The sequence below is a fragment of the Actinotignum stranguriae genome, assembly GCF_051265215.1.
GTDB classification, from domain to species: domain Bacteria; phylum Actinomycetota; class Actinomycetes; order Actinomycetales; family Actinomycetaceae; genus Actinotignum; species Actinotignum schaalii_C.
In genome coordinates, this window is the sequence record NZ_JBOZCJ010000017.1 from 16402 (window position 1) to 37373 (window position 20972).

Here is a 20972-nt window from a genome sequence, read left to right on the forward strand (position 1 = left end):
GCTGGGAGTTTTGGGTTAGGGGCTCCTATTTTTTCTTCTTTTTCGGCCACGTGTATCGGGCGGTCTGGATCCCGTCTTCTTCCTTAGTGATCGCCGTGATCTTTACCGTTTGGGTGCCTTTGCGGGTAGAGACTCGTGCGTTTTGCCCGATAGCGAGGTTTTGGCCGATGACGAACCAGGTTCCGTCGATTTCCCGGAAGATACACCGCCCACCTTTGGTTAATTCGGCGTCAGTGAGCTTGTGTTTGATGTAGGTGGCAAGCACTGTGCCTTCCTCCGTGACCGTGATGACGTCATCAACCGTGACGGTGTGGGTTTTCCCGTTTTTGGTGATGACGGTGACGTCTTTGCCTTCTTCCAAATTCGGGCCTTCGATGAAGTATTCGTCGGTGTCGGGATTGTGCCGATAGATAGCTTGCCCTTCCGGGATGGGCGGGTAGTTACGACGGTAGAGCGCGGACTGGACAGTGCCGTCATCTGCTTGGATTTCCCCCACCGTTACCTCATGTTGTGTCCCGTTTTTGGTGATCACGGTTGCGGTAGCACCCTCTGTGAGGTCGCGTCCAACAATGATGTATTGACCTAAATGGTTGTCTTTGCGGTAGATCGCTTGGCCCGGCTCAAGGGTCTCGGTGGGGTCTTCCTCAATCCACTCGAACGTGGCGGTGCGGATTCCTTGTTGTTCGTCGATGATCTCACCAACCAGAACAGTGACAACGTCGCCGTTTTTTGTTGTGACAGCGGCCTGGCTGCCGGGGGTGAGGGCGACGCCGGTGATCCCGATTTCGTCTTCGCTGATTTTCTTGAAAATGATGGTGCCCTCGTCCAGGGGGCCGGTGCTCATGCTCATGAGAGTTCCTTTTCTTTTTGGTTTTTGAGTTGGGAGTATTTCCAGGTGTAGACATCGCCGTGGGTGTAGCGGATGGTGCAGTCGATACCGCGGTCGCGGTGATGGAGGGCGCGGTGTGCGGCGATGCCGAGATAATGCAGGGGTTTCTTGCAGGTGTAGCAGTAGGCGGTTTTCTTGCCTGGATAAATATTGTTACCCATCGGTGTCTCCCTCCTCGTCGCTAGTGTCTCGGTAGCTTTGCCAGGTGCCGTTTTGCTCTTTTTCTTTCATGCGGTTCATGAAACTGGCGAGCAGCTTCCAGCCGGCATTACGATCCATACCCGTGTTGCTGGCGGGTACGGCTGTGCCGGCATTGCTGGCGGGTGCGGCGGGTGTCTCGTTGCCGGCATGGCTGGCAAGGTTTTCTTCTGGCCGCATTACTTACTCACCTCCATCGGAGCATCTTCGGCCGGCTGGGCATCTGGGATACCGATTTCGGCCAGAGTAGGAACCTTGTCCAGGAATTCCCGAATATAGATCCGGTGTTTCCCGCACGCGTGATCCATGCCCCGCGCGTGCTCGTAGTGTGTGTATGCGTCGCGTGATCTTCCCCAGGCGTCATATTCAAGCTCTGAAAGACCGTGTTCGTGGGCATATTCAGCTTCCCTGCAAGCCTCAGAGTGGCTTTCATAAGCAGCGCTGGCTTCCCGGTCATATTCCCGTCCCATACGGAAAAGAAGATCAAGCATTTGTTTTGCGAAGTGTTCGCGGGTGGCCGCGATAATCTGCTCTGGTGTGGGGGTCATTTATTCGTCTCCGTCCGTGTCTGTGACGACGATGATCGGGTTGTCTTCTTTTTCCACGTCATCGAGTGTGGGGGTGAAGTGCCGGAGGTCGCTGATCCGGCAGCAATGCTCGATGCAAAGGAGGGCTTGAGCCTTGTGGTACATGTGCTTACCCCAGGCTTGTGTAGCGTCACAGCGTGCTTCGTCGGCGAGTTCTTGGTTATCGCATTCGAGGGCCGTTTCTGCCCGTGCTAGGCATTCCTTGTATTCCGAGCTGTAACGTTCGGCTTGCTTCATCCGCTTGTGGTTTCCGCTCGCGAGAGTTTCGGTGATTTCGTCGGCGAGGTGTCGGCGGGTGGCCTCGATGATGCTGGATACCCAGGCATCGAAAACAGCATCGGCGTCGTGTGCGAGTTTCCCGGTCGTGTCCTCAACATCGTGGGCACTATCGGGGATGCCGTGCTTCTCGATCTCAGCAAGGCCGGTGTCGATGACGAGATTACGTACCGCTTGACGCACATCCTGGGTGGTCAGTTGGGAGGTTGGGTTGAGGAAATACATGAGAATGTCTCCAATCTTGGGGTTGTGGGTTAGATGATTCCTTTAGGTGTGGCACCTGCCGGGACGGGTGTCACGTCCGTGTTGATGTGGTCGGTGATGATGGTGGTTGCCCATTCGGATAGGGAGATTCTGTTGCCTGTGGCGACGTCGGCGAGCCAGGCGCCGCGGATGATGTCTGCGGTTTCGCGGGGTAGGCGGAGGGTGATTTTCACTTTCTCTACCCCGCGTTTGCTAGGCGCACCGGCATTGCTGGCGGGTGCGGCAGGTGCGGGCGTGCCGGCGTTGCCGGCTGGTACGGCGGGTGTCTCGGTGCTGGCAGCGACGACGGGGTTGGTGATGGGTGCTTTCTTGAGTGTGCGCAACGCGTGTGTGTCTGGCTTTTTCATTGTTATTCCGTTTCCATGGTGGTTTCGTATGCGGCTTTGATCTTGTCTAAGTGTTTGACGACCCGCGCGAGTATGCCTTGGGCTTCGGCAAGCAGGAAGAAGAGATCCACGAGGTCTTTATCGGTGCCGTTTTTGATGACGTGGTTGCCGGCTTTCTTCCAGTCGTCTGAGGAGAGACGGCATTCGGCGAGGCTGGCGTTTATTGATGTTCCGTTCCAGGCTTCCACGGCCCCGTTTCTCAGGAGCTTGCGATAGATAGTGTCGGTTGGGTCGGAGAGGTAACGCAGTGCGTCTTTTTTCGTCATTTTCATTGCTGGGTTCCTTTACTGGTCGGTGTTTTGAGGAAAGTGATCCAGTGGGTTTTGCTGCTTGTTCCGGTGTGGCCGAAGAGTGGCTTTTCCGGGGTGAGGGTAAGGATGCGGGAGAGTGGGATTTGGGTTTCGTTCCATTTGAAGATGAGGACGCCGCCTGGGCGTAGGACTCGGAAGGCTTGCTCGAATCCGGCCCTGATGTCGTCTTCCCAGGAGGGTGCGAGCTTCCCGTATTTTTTCGCCAACCAGGAGGATTCTCCTAGGTGGTTGAGGTGGGGTGGGTCGAAGACCACGAGGTAAAACGTGTTGTCTGGGAACGAGAGGTCGCGGAAGTCTTCCCTTTGGTCGGGGTTGATTGTGAGGGTGCGGCCGTCGCAGAGCGTGTGGGTCTCGGCTGTGTTGTCGCAGTAGGTGACGCGCTCGTCGTGCTTGTTTACCCACATCATCCTGGCACCGCAGGTGAGGTCGAGGACGGGTTTCATGAGCAAGCCCCCAGGGCCGCCGTGCTGGTATGGCTGGCGGTGCTGGCGGGTGCGGCACTGCTGGCAAGTACGGCGGGTGCCCGAGTGCCGGCAGGCGCGGCAGGTACGGCTGGTGCGGCGTTGCCGGCAAGGGCGGCTTGTAGCGTCTTGAATGCTTCCTCAATCAGCGGGTCACCGTTATTGATGGGGGTGTGGTTGGTTGCGGTGTGGGGGAATGCTTCCCTCATCGGCATATACCGAGCGAGCAGGTAGTCGCCATAAGTGGCTTCTAGCTCGGTCAGCCACCGCTTCGTGTCCAAGCGCCCTTGCTGGTAGGAGTTCACGAGGATTCCCGCAAGCTCAAGAGCCGGGTTATATAGAGATTTAATAGTGGCGATGGTTGTGATCATTTCCGCGACGCCATCGCAGGCGGTTTCCCGTGCCGTGGTGACGATCAACGCCACATCGGCGGCGACGAGAGCGCCGGTGGTGAGCATCCCCAAGGATGGCGGACAGTCCACCACGATAGTTTCGTAAGCATCATGCAGGGGAGCGAGGATGGTTTTGATCCTGTATTCCCGGCCGAGCGTGGTGTCGTTTTCCCGATCCCACAACGCTCTATCGGCGGGGAGTAGATCAATACCCCAGCCAGGCACTTCCAGTATTGCTTGGCGGGCTGTTTCGGGTGGCGCTCCGGCGGACACCGCCGCAAGCACATCATTGACGGTCAAGGTATCGGCGTCTACTTCGACGCCGAGCGTCGTAGTTGCCGAGCCTTGCGGGTCAGCATCCACCAGCAACACATGAGCACTGGAGGTGCGGGCGATGCGGTGTGCGAGATTCGTGGCAATCGTCGTTTTACCAACGCCGCCTTTCTGGTTGCAGATAGCGATAATCATGGAGATTTCCTTCTATAGGTTTTCGATTGCAAGTTGTTGCTGAGCGTTTGTTACCTGGGTGTAGATGGCTGTGGATTGGATACTCTCGTGGCGCATGAGTGTTTGAACTACCCGAAGATTAACGCCTTTGGCAACGAGATCGGTTCCGAAGGAATGCCGTAACTGGTGAGCCGTCATCGTGATTCCGTGGCGCTTGAACGTCGTTTTTATCGTGTATCCTACCGATTTAGGGCTTATGTGCCCGGCTTTCACGTATGCGGGGAACCAGAAGCCGTGTTGAGGCATTTGTTTTGCAATTTCCTGCACTTTGGGGTGCGCGGCTATGAAAGCCATTTTTCCTCCTTTTCCGAGGATGGTTAGTTGGGTGGTTAGTGGGTCGTAGTCAGCTCCGCGGATTTTAGCGATTTCATGCGTTCTGAGACCCTCGTAATAGGCGAGAACGATCATCGCGCGCGTGCGGATATGGAGGTTTGAGGAGAGTACTGTGGTTATCAGTTCGGTCGGGATGGGGCGGGGTGCGCTCTTCGGTTTTTTGGGCGCAGGGATTACGTCAAGGGGATTCTTATTGATGAGAGCCATTCGTAATGCCCAGCGATAGAAGGCATTCAAATGGGTGTAGTAGCTCCACTTAGTGGAAGCGCTCGGGCGCTGGGCTAGCCAGGAGACGATGTCCTCGGATTTCATCTCAAGCGCAGTTACAGAGGTGTCTCTGCTTAGCGCACCGACGACCCGGATTCTCTCAGTAATCGTTGTTTGGGAAAGTGACTGGGCGGCCATCGCCAGACGCCACTGATCGAGGACGTGTTCGTTACGTGGATTGTCTTTTTCCATGAGGATATTTGTAACTGCCCCGGTAAGGCTGTATTGAATTATCGATGATGTAACGAAGCTCGTATTTGATCGTGCTATGTGTCGATGCAAAATTCCCGGACTTGCTGGCAATGCCGGCATGGGGACACTCGCCGTAGTTGCCGGACTTGCCAGCAGAAGAGTAAAAAAACTAAGCGTAGTGCTGAGCTGTTTTCAAGCGCCCCGGCAAAGGCATGGAACCTGTAATGAATAGGTCGAGAGTTCGATTCTCTCAGGTGGCTCCAACTTCCACGTCGGATTTAATAAGTCCGCGTTAGCGGGTGTCGTATTTCTCGTAATCGGGCATAGGTTCATGGTTTAATGCTCTAGCGGAGCATGAAACTAACGCTGCTTCGCAAGGAGGTGTGCGGTGAGATCATATGAATCTGGCACTGAGCTGCAGGTAGAGATCGCTAAACGCGGCAGTCTATTTCTCGGCGAGTTCGCAGACGTGCCCGATGATGGCTGGGATCGGCTGGTTGATGGTGTTGATCGCACGCCCCGGCAGATGATCGCCTACCAGGTGGGCTGGATAGAACTATTGCTCAGCTGGGAACGTGACGAGCAAGCGGGCAAAGATGTGGTGACTCCGGCCCCTGGTTTTAAGTGGAACCAGCTGGGTGGCTTGTATGAGTCGTTCTACCAGCGTTGGGAACAAGAACCTGCTGAAGAGTTGATTGACCAGTTCGGGAACTTGCTTGGTGAAGTGGTCAAGATGGTGGGTGGCCTGACTGAAGCGGAGTTGTTTGAGTCTGGGCAGCGGGCGTGGGCATCTTCCACGCCATCGGCGTGGCCGGTGTGGAAGTGGGTGCATATCAACACGGTCGCCCCGTTTACCACCTTCCGAACCAAGATTCGCAAGTGGAAAAAACTGGTTACCTGCTAGCTGATAAGTACAGTGATTTCGGTACCGCTCCTGAAGACAAACTGGTTCGAAGCTATAGGAGAGCCAATGGAAAAGGTTGTTGACTGTCATGGTCTGAGTAAGACCTACCGGACAGGAATGGTGGCGCTTGATGGCCTCAATTTCTCTGTAGAAAAGGGTGCCATTCATGGGCTAGTGGGTAGGAATGGGGCCGGTAAAACTACGTTGATGAAGTGCCTATTTAATCTGATTCGACCCACATCCGGCACCGTTAATGTATTCGGACGGCCTGCCGGGCAGATGGCCCACAAGGTGGGTGGGTTGATTGAAATGCCTGCCTTCTATAAGCACCTTAGTGGAAGGCAAAATTTGGCCCTATTCGCCGGATATTTCGGTGTGGACACTGCTGAATGTGAGCGTATCCTCGATCTTGTTGGATTGGCCAATCGAGCTGAAGATAAGGCCTCAGGATACTCTCTCGGCATGAAGCAGCGCCTCGGAATAGCCATTGCCCTTCTAGGCAAGCCCGAGTTGCTAATTCTTGATGAGCCGGTCAATGGCCTGGACCCGCAGGCGATTGCGGAAACGAGAGATTTGATGAGGGCCCTTCGGGAGTCCGGAACCACAATCTTGCTTTCCAGCCATCTGCTAGGAGAAATTGAGCAAGTTTGCGACACTGTCACCGTCCTGGAATCTGGCAAACTTGTGGCTAACGGTACACCAGAGCAGCTTCGTCAACAGTTCAACGGTAAGGCTCCATTAGAGCTGCAAGTGGGAGACCCAGCTAAGGCTGCACGGCTATTGGAGGCCATGGGCGTCAAGGTCAAGGCCGAGGGGTCAAGCCTCCTTGCCTATCTGCCGGAGGATGTGAATGCATCCGATCTGGTCAAGGTCCTAGTCAAGGAGGATATCGAGGTCAGGTCCGTCAAAAGACGAGACTCCCTAGAGGCCGCCTATCTGTCGATGACTCAGAAAGAGCAGTGAAATGAGTACTGTTAGTGTCCAGAAAAGCTCGTCAACAGATTTATGGCAGATCGTTCGCACAGATGTGAAAGCGGCGACCCTTAGGCCGGCGATTCGGATAGCTGTGCTCATCTGGGTTCTCCAGATCGTGATTTTTGCTTATGTAATTCCGTACATCGTCTACCACACTGCGACCGATGCAATCGGGCCCGAAGCTGCTGAAGCTCTACGGGCAGGCCTCGAGTTGTCGGTGCTGGGTGAATACGTTACAGCTTCTGTCCCTCTTTATGCCATCCCGGTTGGCGTCACAGTGGGAGCCATCCTGGTCTGCAGTGACTACGAGTCAAGGACCTTGGGTGTCCTTTTGGTAAGAATCCCCAAACGCTGGTGGCTTGGAGTCAGCCGATTGGTCACCATGGCGGTCGTCTCCTTGATTATGGCCTTGTGTTCTTTTATTGCAGCGGCTATTTGCTCCACTATTTTCACCGCTATTCAAGGTGCGGGGTTCGACTTTGATTTCGGCGGAACGATGTTGGGTCTTGGCGCCACGGCTCTCGGGCTCTTCTCATATGCAGTCTTGGGGTCTCTATTCGGGTATCTGACCAGGTCGATATTGGGTGCTGTGATGCTCGGCCTTGGCTGGACCTTCGGCATTGAAACGCTTGGCATTGGAATGTTGTCCGGCTCTTCTGGCTTCTTCAAAGTCTTGCACGGGTTTACCTTGACTGGGAATATTGGTTCACTTCCGGCAGCGTTGGACAGAACTGAATTGCTTAGCCTCCTATCTTCGCCCGGGGTTAACACGCTGCATTCAGGCTTAGTCGCTTTCATTTTCATAATTTGCTGGCTGCTGGTTTGTGCGTCTGTGGGTATCTCTCTTCTGTGCAGAAGGGACGTAGCCTAGCAATCAACTCCTACTCCCGAGCCGGCGCCGAGAGAATGTCTAATGGTTTGTGTGTGAGCATTGTTTATGAATCAGCCGCCCGCAGATGACCACTGCGAGAGGAACCCCGAAAAGCAGAAGTAGCCCAAAAGATATTGGCGACATCTCAAGTGCGTGTGGAAACAGTGCGCCACCTGCGGTTGGGAAATATAGCAACAAGCCTAGAGTGATGCTGGACAGCGTAGCGAAGAGGGACATTCCGGGCTTACGCACAAGTACTCCAATGAGGGCGAGAGATATGAGCATGAGTAACATGCAAGCTACTACCAGAGCAGTGATGACACCGTTCCTGAGGAAGAAGCTGGCCAATATCGTCAGGAAGCTCATTTCCAACACTGATGCAAAAGAAGCAGTAGCCGCATTCGTTTCCGCTACGCAGTAAAACAACCCGACGGCAACGAGCTGAGAACAACCTATGAGCGCTAAACACTTGACGAGGGGCGTGATTCTCGGTGGGGATGACGACCGATGCCCGCAGTTACGCTCGTTCACATCTCACCTCCGTATCGTTGCGAACTCTACCGCTGTGTCTCAACGCTGAGCGAGGGCAAGTTCCAATTAGGGCTTGAGCGCCGCCGAGGGCGCGACCAGCACGCCGTCGTCACGTTGATAAGCCACTTGAGTGCCGGTGGCCACAAGCAAGAATGCGGGTTCACCCTCGTGGGAGGTATTGATCCGTTGTGCGAGCTTCTTGAGATGGTCAGCGGCTTGGTCGATTGATTGTTCTCCCAATTTCACTTCGACCAAGGCCCAGCGCCCATCATCTAAGACCAGGACGGCATCGGCTTCTAAACCTGTTTTATCGCGATAGTGGTAGACCTGGCCGCCCAAGGCATCAACATAAACCCGCAGATCATGCACGCACAGCGATTCAAAAAGAAGCCCGAAAGTTTCCCAATCGTTCAAAAGTCGCTTCGGGGTGGCGTTGAGCATAACGGCGGCCAACGATGGATCGCAGAAATGGCGCGTAGGACTGGTGCGGACTGCCGTTTTCGAGCGCAGGCGCGGATTCCATGCGGGCAAATCTTCGAATACAAAGGCTCTGTTCAAAGCATCCACATAATCAGAAACGGTATTGCGCGCGGGCGGTTCTCCCTGCATATCCTGCGCGATGGTAGCAAGCGTCGCCTGAGAAGAAATATTACGGGCGTAGGAACGCAAAATTGCCTGCGCCCAGGTGCGGTTTCTGTTAATTCCGTCGATCTGCGCAATATCGGTATCCAAGAGAAGCTGGATATACTCCTTCGCCATATCGAGGGCGGTGCCCTCATCTTTTTCGGTGACGGCTTCGGGCCAACCACCCCGGCAAATTGCGAAAGCAATTCGCTCAATATCGAAATTGACTAAAGCACCAATATCGTGCTGGCCATCAAAAAGCTCGGTAAGGGAAACTGCGCCACTTGATTCCTGAGTTTCCCACAGGGACATGGTGCGCATAGTGATCCGCGCGAATCTGCCAACGCCCGAGTGGCTTGGCATCTCAGATTGGCGCGGCGTCGACGAACCCGTCAAAATAAATCTGCCGCGGCCATGCTCCCTATCGATGGCGTAGCGCACCGCATCCCAGAGCTGCGGAGCCATCTGCCATTCATCAATCAGGCGCGGGCGTTCACCTTCCAGAAGGAGAGAGGGTTTTGAGAAAGCGAGCTGAAGGTAATCAGCGGAACGATCCGGATCTTGCAAGTAGATAGCGCTCGCTGCTGCCTGTTGTGCGGTAGCCGTTTTGCCGCACCACTTCGGGCCTTGAATATGTACAGCTCCAGCTACTTTGAGTTTTCGCGCCAGCAGGCTGTCGGCTACCCGAGGTAAATAGGCTGGAAGGGTTGAAGAATCGCCCATGTGGATACCCTCCTTTCACTATCGTTATCACATGTTAACACGTCCGTTGTGCAAGTTGGACCGTTTTTATTGTGCAAGTTGGCCCATTTCTGTTGTGCAAGTTGGACCGCCGCATACGTCACTTATGCCGCTTAGATAGCCTCTGGAAGCTGCCACATGGTGTGCACTCCAAGGTGCCTATCAGACTCCTTACTGACGCTTCCGACCATGCCTACAGTTTTCATTCAGTTTCATTAGGCCGCATTATTCTTGGGTTCTCATCGCCGGTGGTAAATTCGTCACATCGAAATATTTGCCGCTTTTTACTATGTGGCAGCGAATCGCGGGGCTTGCTAGGAGTGTTGGCGAATGGGTGCGTTTGCCCAGGTGGGAGAGCGTTCTAAGCCAATTGCAATGCTATAGTGACGTGCCGAATAGTCAAGAGATTGGGTACGACTCAAATATAAACATATTGGAAATATATCGCCCTTACATCACTATATTTAGTCCCAAAACTAAGTATGTTTGCGTGTTAACATGTAAAACGATTTAGGTGTTATGTCCGTGTCGTCACTGCTCGTCGGATGTGTGGAAGTCTCACGAGTTCCATACTGCCACCCACTGCGAGGCGCGGAACAATACCGGAGATATGAATGAACCATTATTTGTCCTGGAATTGGGGTGAATGAATGACGAATGCCTGGCTCCGATCACTCGCGGGAGTTGCCGTCGCCTTCCTCTCTTTGAGTGTGTCCACTCCAGCGGCCCTCGGCGTGGGGATTGATGAACAGCTGGAAAATGGCACGGGGTTCATTGATAAAACTGCGCAATTCAGTATCGCGTCGCATTGCGATAATGGTGCAACCAGGCTTAGTGTTGCGGAAACGAATAGGAAGTACCGTCTCAAGCTCTCCGTTAAGGTCACTCTTGCGGGTGAGCATGGCAAGCCTAGCTTCGTGGCACCCTTTCTGAAGTTGCGCGTCAACGACACCTATAACTGTCAGTGGTCCCCGAAACCAGCCGTCAGAGATGAGGAGGGCAATCCCAAAGTTTCTCTGGGCATACCACATTACTTTAATTGTGACGGTGAACTTGACCTAACGAGCGATGCCGAAGCTGCCCAGCCGGTCACGATAACGTACTTCGCGCGCGAGACGCGCTGGGGCGAATGGCGACAGATTGGACTTACCGCTCCAACCGTAGAAAACCGTGTCCCTACGTACCGGCTCAAAATTGACGATAACTACTTCGGCGAATCGACAACCTTTGAGGATCTCGACACCAACCTCCTAGCCGATAACTTGACTGCGGGAACTAAAGTATCGTTAGTTGCGCGGACTCAAGATACGGAAGACGTGATCGCCTCGAAGGTGCTGAGTGCCAATGAAATGTGCCCTCCGGAACCTGTTGACAAACCCGAGCCTTCCGAACCCAAGGATGATGAAGAAGAGGAACCCACTCCCGATCCGGTCCCAACGCCGGGTGTGGGCACTGCGCCCCCGCCTCTACTAATTCCCTCACCGAGTCTTACGCCGACATTGCCAGCTCCGGAAGTGCCGCCGTCGCCAGGTAGTTTTACACCCGCGGGTGGTGAAACGCCTGATCCAGACAAGACGGAAACACCTGATCCGAATGAAACGGAGTCCCCGGAACCACGGCCGACGGTAGAACCAACACCGCGCAAGCCTGTGCCAACTCCTACCCCGAGCTGCCCGACGGTCACACCTGCCCCGCCGACGCAGACCTCCGCGCCGACGGTAACACCGTCCGAGCGTCCAAGCGCAATACCAACTGTTACGCCGACCGTTCCGGTAACCGCGACACCAACCGATTCGCCAACGGCTACAGCCCCGAGTGCTACCCCAACAGACTCAACAGACCCAACGGCCTCGCCCACCCGGAATCACCCGCGCAACACCAGTGGCCCCAGCACGAGCTTGGCCCATACCGGTGCAGTTACCCTGCCCCTTGCGGTTCTCGCTGGCGTCCTCATCAGCGCGGGAAGCATAAGCTTGCGAAGGCTGCGTTATTAGTTGCGTGACTAATTGCGTGGCGATAGTCGTGCCCAGTCGCGGCTGCTGCACTTTCACATAGAATCTGAGAGGAGCATTGGCACATCGGGGGAACCTAGGCGCCGAACGCAGTTACGTCTAGGAAATCCCCAGATGGAACCCCGGAAAGGCACTGGTGGCATGGCACGCGGCAAAGCGATTGAGCTGTTCTTGGTGGATGGCACGCCCGGCGGGATCATGACGGCAAGCATCGCCGACTGGACGGGCGTCGTCGTATCCGCACGCCGCGACCAGTTATCGGAACTGCTGCGCCGCGAGGACGCCCACGGCAACGGCGTCTACCTCCTCCTCGGCACGGATCCGGACGCCATCGACAACACTTGGTGCTACATCGGCAAAACTGAAAATTTCAGCGAGCGCCTGCGCACCCACGACCAGCGCAAACCGCAGTGGAACCGGGTCGTCATTATCGGCAGCATGCAAAAATCTTTCAACGAAGGGCATTGGGGCTACCTCGAGTCGCGCCTCGTGGATATCGCGCAGGCCGCCGAGCGCTGCTCCATGCCCGATAACAAGCAGGTCCCGCGGCTGCGCAAGCTTTCGGAGGGGCAGCAGGCCTCGGCGGAATCATTCCTGGATAACGTCAAGGTCATTCTCCCGATTCTCGGCGTGAATGTGCTGCGTTCGCGTTCCACGATTCCCGCTGCTCCCGCTCCCGAAACGCCCGCGTCCACGTCCGCGCTATTCCACCTCCGCCAGGCCAATAAAGGGGTGGATGCCACGATGCAGCTGGTGGATGGCGAATATTTCGTTCTCAAAGGTTCGCGCGTCGTCGCCGAATGGCACTTGCGCGGCGCCTCCGAATCGACGCTGCGTTCCTACACCAACTACGCCGCGCTGCATCACAAGCTCGTCGACGATGGTTCCATAAAACTTTCCGACGGCACCGCGGTTCTCACCCGCGATATTGCTTTCGGCTCGCCTTCCACCGCGGCCTCGGTGATCCTGGGGCGCTCCTCGAACGGCCGGCGCGAATGGCTCGCGGATGACGGCCGCACGTTTGGTGAATGGGAAGCGGATAACGCCTAGGGACGCGCGCGGGTGCGCGCCATAGTAGTACGACGACGCCGCGCCTGCCGCGCCGCGTGCCCGCTTGGCTATCACCGCAACCCGCCCGGTGCCGCAAGTCGCGCGCCGTGCTCCTACAAATTCTCTGACGGGTCGTACACCGATAGGAATTTCACGATGCGCTCGTTCTTCGAGGTGAAGAAATCTTCCGGGGCGCCCTCGTACTGGATGTGGCCCGCGTCCAAGAAAACCACCTGGTCTGCCACGCGTCTGGTGAAATTCATATCGTGGCTCACCACGATGAGGCCCTGCCCCTGGCTGGCCAGTTCAGATAGAACCTTGGAAACCTCGGCGGCGAGCTCCGGGTCCAGCGCGGAGGTAGGCTCATCGCATAGAAGATACTTCGGGCGCATCGCTAGCGCTCGGGCGATTGCTGCCCGCTGGGCCTGGCCGCCAGAAAGCTCGGCAGGATAAGCATCTGTTTTCGCGCTGAGGCCAACCCGCTCAAGTAATAACTCGCCGTCAGCGCGCGCGGCTTTCTGGTCTTTTCCGTGCAGCCGCGGGGCGAGTTCAACGTTCTCGCGGACAGTCAGGTGCGGGAATAGATGAAAACCCTGGAAGACCATGGCAGAGTGCGAACGAATTTTTTCCTTATCTGCGCGTGTTACCTGGGTGGGGAAGGTCAGTGAGAAATCCTCAACCCTGATGTGCCCGGAATTTGGGACCTCCAGCAGGTTCAGAGTGCGTAGCAGCGTGGATTTACCGGAGCCGGATGGGCCCACGATCACGGTGGTCTTGCCGGGTGAAAAGCTCGCGGTCACGCCTGCTAAGGCGTGGGTATCACTGCCGAAGGTTTTAGTTAGGTCTTTTATCTCAATCATTTTTCACCACGTACTTAGAGGTTGTCTTTTCCAGGTATGCCTGCAGCCATGACAGCAGCGTGCAGATTGCGAGGTAAATCGCCGCGACTTCAACGTAAAGTATCAAGGGTTCATAGACGCGCGCGGTGATCTGCTGGCCGATCTGGAAAACGTCGGAAATAGTGATGACGGAGGCTAACGAGGTTGATTTCACCAGGTTCACGAATTCGTTGCTGATAGAGGGCAGTGCGATTCGCCAGATCTGCGGGCCAATGATGTGCCGCAGTGTTTGCCAATGTGTCAGCCGCAAAGTGGCGGCGGCCTCCCATTGGCCGGACGGGATGGAGAGCTGTGCTCCGCGGATTCCCTCGGAGATATACGCGCCGGTGTTGAGCGAGAAGGTGATGATCGCGGCCAGCCAGGCCGATAGCGTGATGCCTACCTTGGGCAGCCCGAAAAAGACAATAAATAGCTGTACGAGAAGCGGGGTGCCGCGGAAAATCCACACGTAGAACCACGCTATGGCCCGAGCTATCCGGCTCTTAGATAGCCGCAGCTGGGCGGTAACGATGCCCAGCACGAGCGCTATCGCGAAAGAAATGAGGGAAAGCGGAATCGTAACTTTTAACGTGGCCGCTAAGAGTTGCGGAAAAGACTCGAGCCATAGCGTGATTGTATTCATGACGTACCTTTATGTGGGCTTAGTTAGGCGAAATATCTTCGCCGATGTACTTCTCGAAAATCTGTGCGTAGGAGCCATTGCTGAGGCCCTTCGCAATAGATTCGTTCAGCTTTTCCTTGAGGGGATCAGCGCCCTTGGCCAGCATGACCGAAATCTGTACCGGATCGCCGCCGGGAACTTTGATGCCGTCCAGATTGGTAGCGGTGGTCTTCTTCAGGAAGTCAGAAACCGTCACAACGTCGTTAACTGTGCAGTCTGCCTGGCCGTTAATGACCAGCTGGGTTGATTCCGAAAAACCTTGGGTGGGAACGATCTCGGCGCCAGCTGCGGCGGCAGTTTGGCCGTAGTCAGAAGACGGCGTCTGGGCGCACTTCTTGCCTTTCAGGTCTTCTAGTTTGGTAATGCCGGCGCCCTTTTTCACCAGAATCTCGGAACGAGAAATAGCGTAGGGTGCGGTGAAATCATATTTCTTCCGGCGTTCTTCGGTCGGGTTAATGTTATTGATGACGATGTCATACTTACCGGTGTCAAGGCCGGCGATGAGGGAATCCCATTTTGTCTCAACGAATTCGGGTTCAACGCCAAGGTCTTGGGCTATGAGCTTGGCGATCTCCACTTCAAAGCCCACCAGCTTGCCTGTCTTATCATGGTAGCCGTAAGGCACGAACGTGCCTTCGATACCTACTTTGATTTTTCCAGTTTCTTTGATCTGGGCGAGCGAATCTTTTTCGGCTCCGCAACCGCTCAAGACGGTCACAGCGGCAAGGCCGGCAGCCAGCACCTTAAATATTTTCTTCATTGTGGTTCCCTTACTTGATGGTTGGGGTGATTATGGTTCCCTTACAGAAGGGTGGAGTAATCAATAGTTCGGGTAATTGATAGTTTCCTTAGTTGATATGTGATAGGGCGTTTTCTAGGTCGGCCTTGAGATCGTGAACGTCCTCGATGCCAACGGATAAGCGCAGCAGGCGATCAGAGATACCTGCCTTTTCGCGTTCTTCCGAGCTCAGATTCTCGTGGATCATGCTTGCCGGGTGGCAGATGAGAGTTTCCACGGAGCCCAGGGAAACCGCGAAGCGCATAAGCTTCAGATTCTTCGCGAAGGCATGGAAGTCGATACCTTCAGCGAGCTCGAAGGCGAAGAGCGCGCCGTCGCCCTTCGATTGCCGCGCGTGAATTTCCTTTTCTTTCGCGGAATACCAGCCGGGAGCCAATACCCGCGAAACTGCTGGGTGATGTTCGAGGTAGTCCCGCAGGATTGCGGCGTTTTCTTGCTGCCGGTCGAGCCTGATAACAAGCGTTTTCAACCCGCGCAGAATCGAATAAGAATCGAAGGGGGAGAGGGGATTGCCTAGCGCTTTGGAGGCGATTTTCAGGCTGGCGTACCAGGCGTCGTCGTTCGTTAATATGAATCCCGCTAAAACGTCCGAATGCCCGCCAAAATATTTCGTTCCCGAGTAAACAACGGCATCTGCGCCCAGATCCAAGGGCTTTTGCAGGTATGCGGTAGAGAAGGTGTTATCAACAACAACCTTGGCATTAACTTTTTTAGCTAACGACGCGACATGAGAAATATCGGTCACCCGCAGCGTGGGATTGGTGGGCGATTCCAGAAATACCATCGCGGTATCCTCGGGAATCTCCGTCAACTCGTTGAAATCATCGACGAATTCGGCGGTTATGCCGCGGCGAGCGAAAAATTCGTCCACCAGTAGGAAAGTGCCTCCGTAAACCGATGAGGTAAGTAAAACCCGATCTCCTGTTGTGAGAGAGGAAAAGACCGTCGCGGTAGCAGCCATCCCGGTGGCAAAAGCCAGCGCGTGCTCGGCGCCTTCCACGTACGCAACCGCGGATTCCACAGAGCCGCGGGTCGGGTTGGAGCTGCGTTGATATCCGTACGGCCCCGCTGAACCATCGGTGGGTTGCTCGAAGGTGGAGGCCAAATAAATAGGCGGGATGACCGCGCGGTACTGGTCATCCGGGCGCGATGCGGAGTAATCGTTAACAACTCGGGTGGCAAAAGATAGGTTTTTAGGCATAGTTAATCCATTTTTGGGTGTTTTGGGTGCGTGAAATGACGGATACTGCTATCCGAAAAATAAGGGAATTGTGCCCACTACGGGCGATGCGGTGATAAGAATGCGCTAGCTGAATTTAGCGGGACATGCACATTCGCATGCACATACACATGCAGGTACCCATAGCCGTGGAGGCGGATACGAATGCAGCGGTGTTGTAAGCCATGGTCGAAAGGGTAATGGCAAATTGCGCGAGACGCAAACTGAATGAGGAAAACCGTTTGTGGCTTTCAACTCGTTGAGCTGCGGTAATAGCGACGACGCCGCGCCTGCTGCGCCGTGTGCCCGTTTGGCGATCACCGCAACCCGCCCGGCGCACCTGCTTTCGCTCCAACTCTCCCTTGCGCCCTCGCACCTCTTGCGCCCTCGCACCGGCGGCTATACACTCGGTGACTAGTGGAACTAGTTACTGAGTGAATAGTTGGTATCGGAATGGAAGTTCAGTACGCATTCCTCGGTTTGCTTACCCGTGAACCGAATTACGGCTACGAGTTGAAAAAACTCTACGACCGCTACTTCGCAGGGGATAAGCCGATTTTGGCCGGCCAGGTCTACGCCACCCTCGCGCGGCTGGCCCGCGATGCCAAAGTGGAGCAGGTGGATGATCACGAAAGTTCGGGTGGCCCGAGCCGCACCCGCTATGCTCTCACTACCACCGGGGAGCACGCCCTGCGCGAATGGCTGACCACCCCGGAAGTCCCGGCACTCGCACTTCAAGAGGACCTCTATTTTAAAACGATTCTCTCGCTTCTCGTGACCGGCGATGCGACCAACTACCTCAAAGCGCAGCGCGCCACCCACCAACAGCGTATGCGCGAACTCACCACCCGCAAACAGAACGCTGCGCTGGCTGAAAAACTCCTTCTCGACAGCGCGATTTTCCACATCGAGGCTGATCTGCGGTGGATCCAGGTGACCTCCTCGCGCCTCGACCAGCTCAAGGAGGAGCTATGAGCACTACCGCCATGACTGTCACCGCTACGGGCGCACCAAGCGCGAGCGATACCATTCTTTCCGCGCGAGACCTCGTGAAAAGCTACGGAAAAACCACGGCCTTGCGCGGTGTCAGTGTGGATATTCGCCGCGGGGAAATCCTGGCCATTATGGGCCCTTCTGGCTCGGGCAAATCCACCCTCCTCCACGCTCTGGCCGGTATTGAGCTTCCCGATAGCGGCACGGTTACCTACTTCGGCTCAGCCCCGGCGGATGCTGAGGTCCAGCCTCGCGAACTCACCACGCTTTCCGATAATGACCGCACCCGGTTGCGCCGCGAAGATTTCGGCTTCGTTTTCCAATTCAGCCAGCTCGTCCCCGAGCTCACCGCCCTGGATAATATCGCGGTGCCGCTCCTCCTGGGTGGCACCAAGAAACGCACCGCCTACGCCACCGCCTACCGCTGGCTCGAACGCGTCGGCCTGGCGGACCACGCAAAGGCCCTGCCAGGTGAAATGTCCGGCGGGGAAGCCCAGCGCATCGCCATTGCCCGTGCGCTCTGCCCCCACCCCAGCATCCTTTTCGCTGACGAGCCCACCGGCTCTCTCGATTCCCTCAACTCCGAATACGTCATGAGCGGACTGGTGCACCTGGCCCGTGAACACGCCATGACCGTCGTCCTCGTCACCCACGAACCGACCATCGCCGCCTACGCGGACCGCGAGATCATCGTCCGCGACGGAATCCTGGAGGCGTAACCGATGCGCGTGGCCTGGATCGTGGTACGCCAATCCCTCACTCGAACCAAGGTGCGCCTCGCCCTCATTACCGGCGCGGTTGCCTTCGGAACCGTCCTCCTGCTCGCCTTCGCAGCTTTCACCCACGCGACTTTTGATCGCACCGCCGAATCCTGGGAGGCAGCTGTTCACGATGCACCCTATGTTTCGGATTTACCCGCAGCTGCGGCGTCGTCGCATATAAAAATGTATCGCCCCGGTATTGATGACCTCGCGATGATCGGTGGGGCGCAGGTCGAGGTCTTGTATGTGGACGCGGCCGGGGTAGGCAATCCGGCGCAGCTGCACGGCATCACCTGGCCGGGCCGCGGGGAATATCTGCTCTCGCGCGGTACCCGCACCCTGCTGGAAACCAGCGCGAATCCCGCGGTTGCCAACCGCTTCGGGCGCGTGGATCGGGGCACGCTGCCCCGGGAGCTGACCAACGGCCCGGACGACCTCCTCGCCGTGGTGGGGGCGGATTTGAGCGAGGTGGCCGATGCTCGCAGCCTCGCGTCCTTCGAGCCGGCCGGCGCCAGCGGAAGCGACCCGAATTTCATTCTGCTTCTCATCGGCCTGGTGGTGCTGCTTTTCCCGGTGCTTTCCCTTATCTCGATTTCGGCGGCGCTTGGCAGTGCCCAGCGTGAACAGCGCTACGCCACCTTGCGCCTGGTGGGTGCAACCACGCGGCAGGTGCGCGGCATTCTTATCCTCGAGGCCCTGGTGGGAGCGGCGGCCGGGTACGCGCTGGGTGCGGCGCTTTTCGCGGTGGCGCGGCCACTTCTTGCGGAGATTCCGCTGGCGCGCGGGCGCTATTGGGCCGAGTCCCTCGCGGTCACGCCGCTAGCCTACGCGCTCGCCGCGCTCGCGATTATTGCGATGGTGGTGGGAGCGAATCTGTGGGGGCTGCGGCGCATTGAGGCCACGCCCCTGGGGATGGTACGACGCCGCCGCACTCTCACCCGCCCCTCTCCGCTCAGTTTTGCCGGTATCGCGCTGGCCTGCACGATCTTTGGCTACCTGTATCTCACCAGCGAGCCGGATAACGCCACCGGCACCGAACAAAATCTCTTCCTGATTGCGCTGGTCATCATGATGCTCGGCCTGGTGGTGGCGGCACGCTGGCTGATTTACGCGCTGGCCGGCCTGAGTGCACGCTGGGCACGGCGGGCGCCCATGATTATCGGCCAAAAATACGTGCGGGCGCATTCGGGGCGGATCGCCCGTTCGGTTTCCGGGGTGATCCTCGCGCTTTTCGCCGGTACCTTCTTTATTACCACGGTTTCCGAGGTGGATTTCCTGGGCGCGCAGGTGCCGACCGTGGCGGAAAAGATGCCGAGCACCACCGCGGTGCTCGCCAACCTCAGCCCGGAGCAGGCCGAGGCCGCGGCCCGGGCGATTCCCGCGAATGTTCCGGGGGCGAGGGCCCTCACCGTGCCCTATCTCGCGCGGTCCTGGGTGGTGCTTCCCTGCGAGAGTGCGGCCCGCGCCGTGGGACTCATGTGCCAGGGCAGTGGCGTGGTGGGCGTGAACTTTTGGGATTTGGCGGATGCGCCGGGCGCCGTCGTCGAAGCTCCCGATGCCACGCAGTTAGCCGAAACCGTGCAGGGAAGTTACAACGCGTATATTTCCGGGGAGGCGAGCGCGGTGCTGCTGGAGCTGCGCGAGCCGGGCGATATTGAGGCCGTGCGCACGGTCCTCATGAATGCGCAGCTTACCGAGCCGGGTAGCGTCTTTGTGTTCGCCGGTGGGTGCGGCATCGCGATGGCGGTGGATAAGACCGTGGAAACTATGACGTACCTGGTCTACGCCGGAATTGCCCTGACGTTTGCGGTGGCGATTGTGTCGCTGCTGGTCTCGACGTACGCGGGGTTACTGGAACGACGCCGCTCTTTGCTAACCCTGCGCCTGAGCGGCATGCAGGTACGCCAGCTGGCCGCCATGCTCGTGGTGGAGTCGGTGTTGCCGCTGGCGGTGATCGCCACAATCACAACGGCGGCCGGTTTCGGGGCCGGCTGGCTGCTCATGGAGATGCGTTCTGTTTCCCTGGACGCCTCTTTCTCTCCTGTGCTGCTGGTGGCTTTGCTGGCAGCGCTGGTGCTTTCCCTGCTTGCTGTTCTAGCGCTGGTGCCCGCGCTGCGCCGGGTGAGCGAGCCGGCTAATAACGCCCGGGAGTAGCGGTCAGGAATCGCGCGCTGGGTGCGTCTTCGGTGAAGGGTGCGCTATAGGCAAATATAGAGTCGCCCAAGTAAACGTGTGTACCGAGGATTTTCTTCATCCAGTGGCTCAACCCGCTGTGGCCGGGTGGCTGCATGCAGAATATCGTCATCTGACAGGCCTTGCAGTGATGCGTGTTTTCTGGCCGAGACATGACGTGAAGCTGTACTGCGCATGCGTTAGATTCGTAGTACAGGTGTGAAAACATATACAGCAGCCCCTAGGGATGGTGTGGCTCTTGAGAAAAGCGAAACTTCACCCTGCTCGCCTAAACGTCTCCCGCCAGCGGTGCGGGGGAGGCCTGCGAAGCTCCATCCCATCCGCCGAAGCACTCCGCGCCCGGCTAGCGCCGTCGTGAAAAAAATAACTTTGCGGGCTGCGAAGAAGGGGACATCAGTCCCGCGAAGTTGTCTGACTTTTACTTTTCGCGTCGCGCCGCGCGCGCGAACCGCGATTTTCTGAGGAATTTTCAGGGTTTTTCAGCGCTTTTCCCGCCCGCAAAACCGCAGGTAACGGGCAGAAAGTCCCGACTTTCCCCCGATCCGTCCCGCGGCGCGCCCGGTGCGAGCTGCGCTACAACGCAAGCATCTTTCATTCGCTAAAGTAAAGGCGCGAGCGACGATGGAGCCGGCAACCGGCATCACGGCTCGTACGGAAACGCGCATGGTTCGTCAAG

23 protein-coding genes are annotated in these 20972 nt (G+C 56.9%); 7 read left to right on the top strand and 16 right to left on the bottom strand.

Annotated features, from left to right (window positions below):
* Positions 1 to 25 precede the first annotated feature (25 nt).
* Genes ACRQEG_RS06690 through ACRQEG_RS06735 form a run of 10 tightly spaced genes read right to left on the bottom strand, consistent with a single transcriptional unit; the run spans position 26 to position 5063 of the window.
* The gene (locus tag ACRQEG_RS06690; RefSeq protein ID WP_101657633.1) at positions 26 to 850 is read right to left on the bottom strand and encodes a hypothetical protein; all 825 of its coding nucleotides are present in this window, start codon (positions 848 to 850) and stop codon (positions 26 to 28) included.
* A complete protein-coding gene (locus ACRQEG_RS06695; RefSeq protein WP_101657634.1) occupies positions 847 to 1050 on the bottom strand; it encodes a hypothetical protein in 204 nt (67 codons plus the stop codon). Before ACRQEG_RS06695 ends, ACRQEG_RS06690 begins: the two co-directional genes overlap by 4 nt.
* Positions 1043 to 1267 (bottom strand): hypothetical protein, encoded by a 225-nt coding sequence (locus tag ACRQEG_RS06700; RefSeq protein ID WP_101657635.1) that lies wholly within the window; start codon positions 1265 to 1267, stop codon positions 1043 to 1045. Before ACRQEG_RS06700 ends, ACRQEG_RS06695 begins: the two co-directional genes overlap by 8 nt.
* The gene (locus tag ACRQEG_RS06705) at positions 1267 to 1635 is read right to left on the bottom strand and encodes a hypothetical protein (RefSeq protein WP_101657636.1); all 369 of its coding nucleotides are present in this window, start codon (positions 1633 to 1635) and stop codon (positions 1267 to 1269) included. The genes ACRQEG_RS06700 and ACRQEG_RS06705 overlap by 1 nt, the downstream gene beginning before the upstream one ends.
* Positions 1636 to 2175 carry a hypothetical protein gene (locus ACRQEG_RS06710; RefSeq protein ID WP_101657637.1) on the bottom strand — a complete coding sequence of 180 codons (540 nt, stop codon included), beginning with the start codon at positions 2173 to 2175 and terminating at the stop codon, positions 1636 to 1638.
* A gap of 29 nt (positions 2176 to 2204) precedes the next feature.
* On the bottom strand, positions 2205 to 2561 hold the full coding sequence (locus ACRQEG_RS06715; protein ID WP_101657638.1) for a hypothetical protein: 357 nt from the start codon (positions 2559 to 2561) through the stop codon (positions 2205 to 2207).
* Between the two features lie 2 nt (positions 2562 to 2563).
* Positions 2564 to 2872 (bottom strand): hypothetical protein, encoded by a 309-nt coding sequence (locus ACRQEG_RS06720; RefSeq protein WP_101657639.1) that lies wholly within the window; start codon positions 2870 to 2872, stop codon positions 2564 to 2566.
* Complete coding sequence (locus ACRQEG_RS06725) at positions 2869 to 3354, bottom strand: class I SAM-dependent methyltransferase (protein ID WP_101657640.1); 486 nt, start codon at positions 3352 to 3354, stop codon at positions 2869 to 2871. Before ACRQEG_RS06725 ends, ACRQEG_RS06720 begins: the two co-directional genes overlap by 4 nt.
* Positions 3351 to 4232 carry a ParA family protein gene (locus ACRQEG_RS06730; protein WP_101657641.1) on the bottom strand — a complete coding sequence of 294 codons (882 nt, stop codon included), beginning with the start codon at positions 4230 to 4232 and terminating at the stop codon, positions 3351 to 3353. Before ACRQEG_RS06730 ends, ACRQEG_RS06725 begins: the two co-directional genes overlap by 4 nt.
* 12 nt (positions 4233 to 4244) lie before the next feature.
* Entirely contained in the window at positions 4245 to 5063 is an 819-nt protein-coding gene (locus tag ACRQEG_RS06735; protein WP_180948897.1) for a tyrosine-type recombinase/integrase, read from the bottom strand.
* Between the two features lie 388 nt (positions 5064 to 5451).
* Between ACRQEG_RS06735 and ACRQEG_RS06740 the strand changes: the two genes are divergently transcribed.
* The 3 genes from ACRQEG_RS06740 to ACRQEG_RS06750 all read left to right on the top strand — a co-directional run bounded on the left by ACRQEG_RS06740 (position 5452) and on the right by ACRQEG_RS06750 (position 7813).
* Complete coding sequence (locus ACRQEG_RS06740; RefSeq protein ID WP_087070307.1) at positions 5452 to 5967, top strand: ClbS/DfsB family four-helix bundle protein; 516 nt, start codon at positions 5452 to 5454, stop codon at positions 5965 to 5967.
* A gap of 66 nt (positions 5968 to 6033) precedes the next feature.
* Positions 6034 to 6930, top strand: a complete 897-nt coding sequence (locus ACRQEG_RS06745) for an ABC transporter ATP-binding protein (protein WP_087070308.1) — start codon at positions 6034 to 6036, stop codon at positions 6928 to 6930.
* Position 6931: 1 nt separating this feature from the next.
* Entirely contained in the window at positions 6932 to 7813 is an 882-nt protein-coding gene (locus ACRQEG_RS06750; RefSeq protein WP_087070309.1) for an ABC transporter permease, read from the top strand.
* A gap of 597 nt (positions 7814 to 8410) precedes the next feature.
* On the opposite strand, the gene ACRQEG_RS06755 is transcribed toward ACRQEG_RS06750, so the two are convergent.
* Together ACRQEG_RS06755 and ACRQEG_RS06760 are read right to left on the bottom strand one after the other, a co-directional pair.
* The gene (locus ACRQEG_RS06755) at positions 8411 to 9691 is read right to left on the bottom strand and encodes an ATP-binding protein (protein WP_087070311.1); all 1281 of its coding nucleotides are present in this window, start codon (positions 9689 to 9691) and stop codon (positions 8411 to 8413) included.
* Between the two features lie 689 nt (positions 9692 to 10380).
* The gene (locus ACRQEG_RS06760; RefSeq protein WP_087070312.1) at positions 10381 to 10740 is read right to left on the bottom strand and encodes a hypothetical protein; all 360 of its coding nucleotides are present in this window, start codon (positions 10738 to 10740) and stop codon (positions 10381 to 10383) included.
* Between the two features lie 1122 nt (positions 10741 to 11862).
* On the opposite strand from ACRQEG_RS06760, the gene ACRQEG_RS06765 reads away from it, so the two are divergent.
* Positions 11863 to 12771 carry a GIY-YIG nuclease family protein gene (locus ACRQEG_RS06765; protein ID WP_435733826.1) on the top strand — a complete coding sequence of 303 codons (909 nt, stop codon included), beginning with the start codon at positions 11863 to 11865 and terminating at the stop codon, positions 12769 to 12771.
* A gap of 113 nt (positions 12772 to 12884) precedes the next feature.
* On the opposite strand, the gene ACRQEG_RS06770 is transcribed toward ACRQEG_RS06765, so the two are convergent.
* The 4 genes from ACRQEG_RS06770 to ACRQEG_RS06785 form a co-directional block, all read right to left on the bottom strand.
* A complete protein-coding gene (locus ACRQEG_RS06770; RefSeq protein ID WP_320758082.1) occupies positions 12885 to 13631 on the bottom strand; it encodes an amino acid ABC transporter ATP-binding protein in 747 nt (248 codons plus the stop codon).
* Complete coding sequence (locus ACRQEG_RS06775; RefSeq protein WP_320758083.1) at positions 13624 to 14292, bottom strand: amino acid ABC transporter permease; 669 nt, start codon at positions 14290 to 14292, stop codon at positions 13624 to 13626. Before ACRQEG_RS06775 ends, ACRQEG_RS06770 begins: the two co-directional genes overlap by 8 nt.
* Before the next feature lie 19 nt (positions 14293 to 14311).
* The gene (locus tag ACRQEG_RS06780) at positions 14312 to 15091 is read right to left on the bottom strand and encodes a transporter substrate-binding domain-containing protein (RefSeq protein WP_320758084.1); all 780 of its coding nucleotides are present in this window, start codon (positions 15089 to 15091) and stop codon (positions 14312 to 14314) included.
* An 88-nt stretch (positions 15092 to 15179) separates the two neighbouring features.
* Positions 15180 to 16331: a trans-sulfuration enzyme family protein gene (locus ACRQEG_RS06785; RefSeq protein WP_320758085.1), complete on the bottom strand. Its 1152-nt coding sequence runs from the start codon at positions 16329 to 16331 to the stop codon at positions 15180 to 15182.
* Between the two features lie 471 nt (positions 16332 to 16802).
* Between ACRQEG_RS06785 and ACRQEG_RS06790 the strand changes: the two genes are divergently transcribed.
* The 3 genes from ACRQEG_RS06790 to ACRQEG_RS06800 are packed head-to-tail and all read left to right on the top strand — an operon-like array spanning position 16803 to position 20257.
* Positions 16803 to 17324, top strand: a complete 522-nt coding sequence (locus tag ACRQEG_RS06790; RefSeq protein ID WP_320758086.1) for a PadR family transcriptional regulator — start codon at positions 16803 to 16805, stop codon at positions 17322 to 17324.
* The gene (locus ACRQEG_RS06795; protein WP_320758087.1) at positions 17321 to 18061 is read left to right on the top strand and encodes an ABC transporter ATP-binding protein; all 741 of its coding nucleotides are present in this window, start codon (positions 17321 to 17323) and stop codon (positions 18059 to 18061) included. The genes ACRQEG_RS06790 and ACRQEG_RS06795 overlap by 4 nt, the downstream gene beginning before the upstream one ends.
* Before the next feature lie 3 nt (positions 18062 to 18064).
* Entirely contained in the window at positions 18065 to 20257 is a 2193-nt protein-coding gene (locus tag ACRQEG_RS06800; protein WP_320758088.1) for an FtsX-like permease family protein, read from the top strand.
* Positions 20258 to 20972 lie beyond the last annotated feature (715 nt).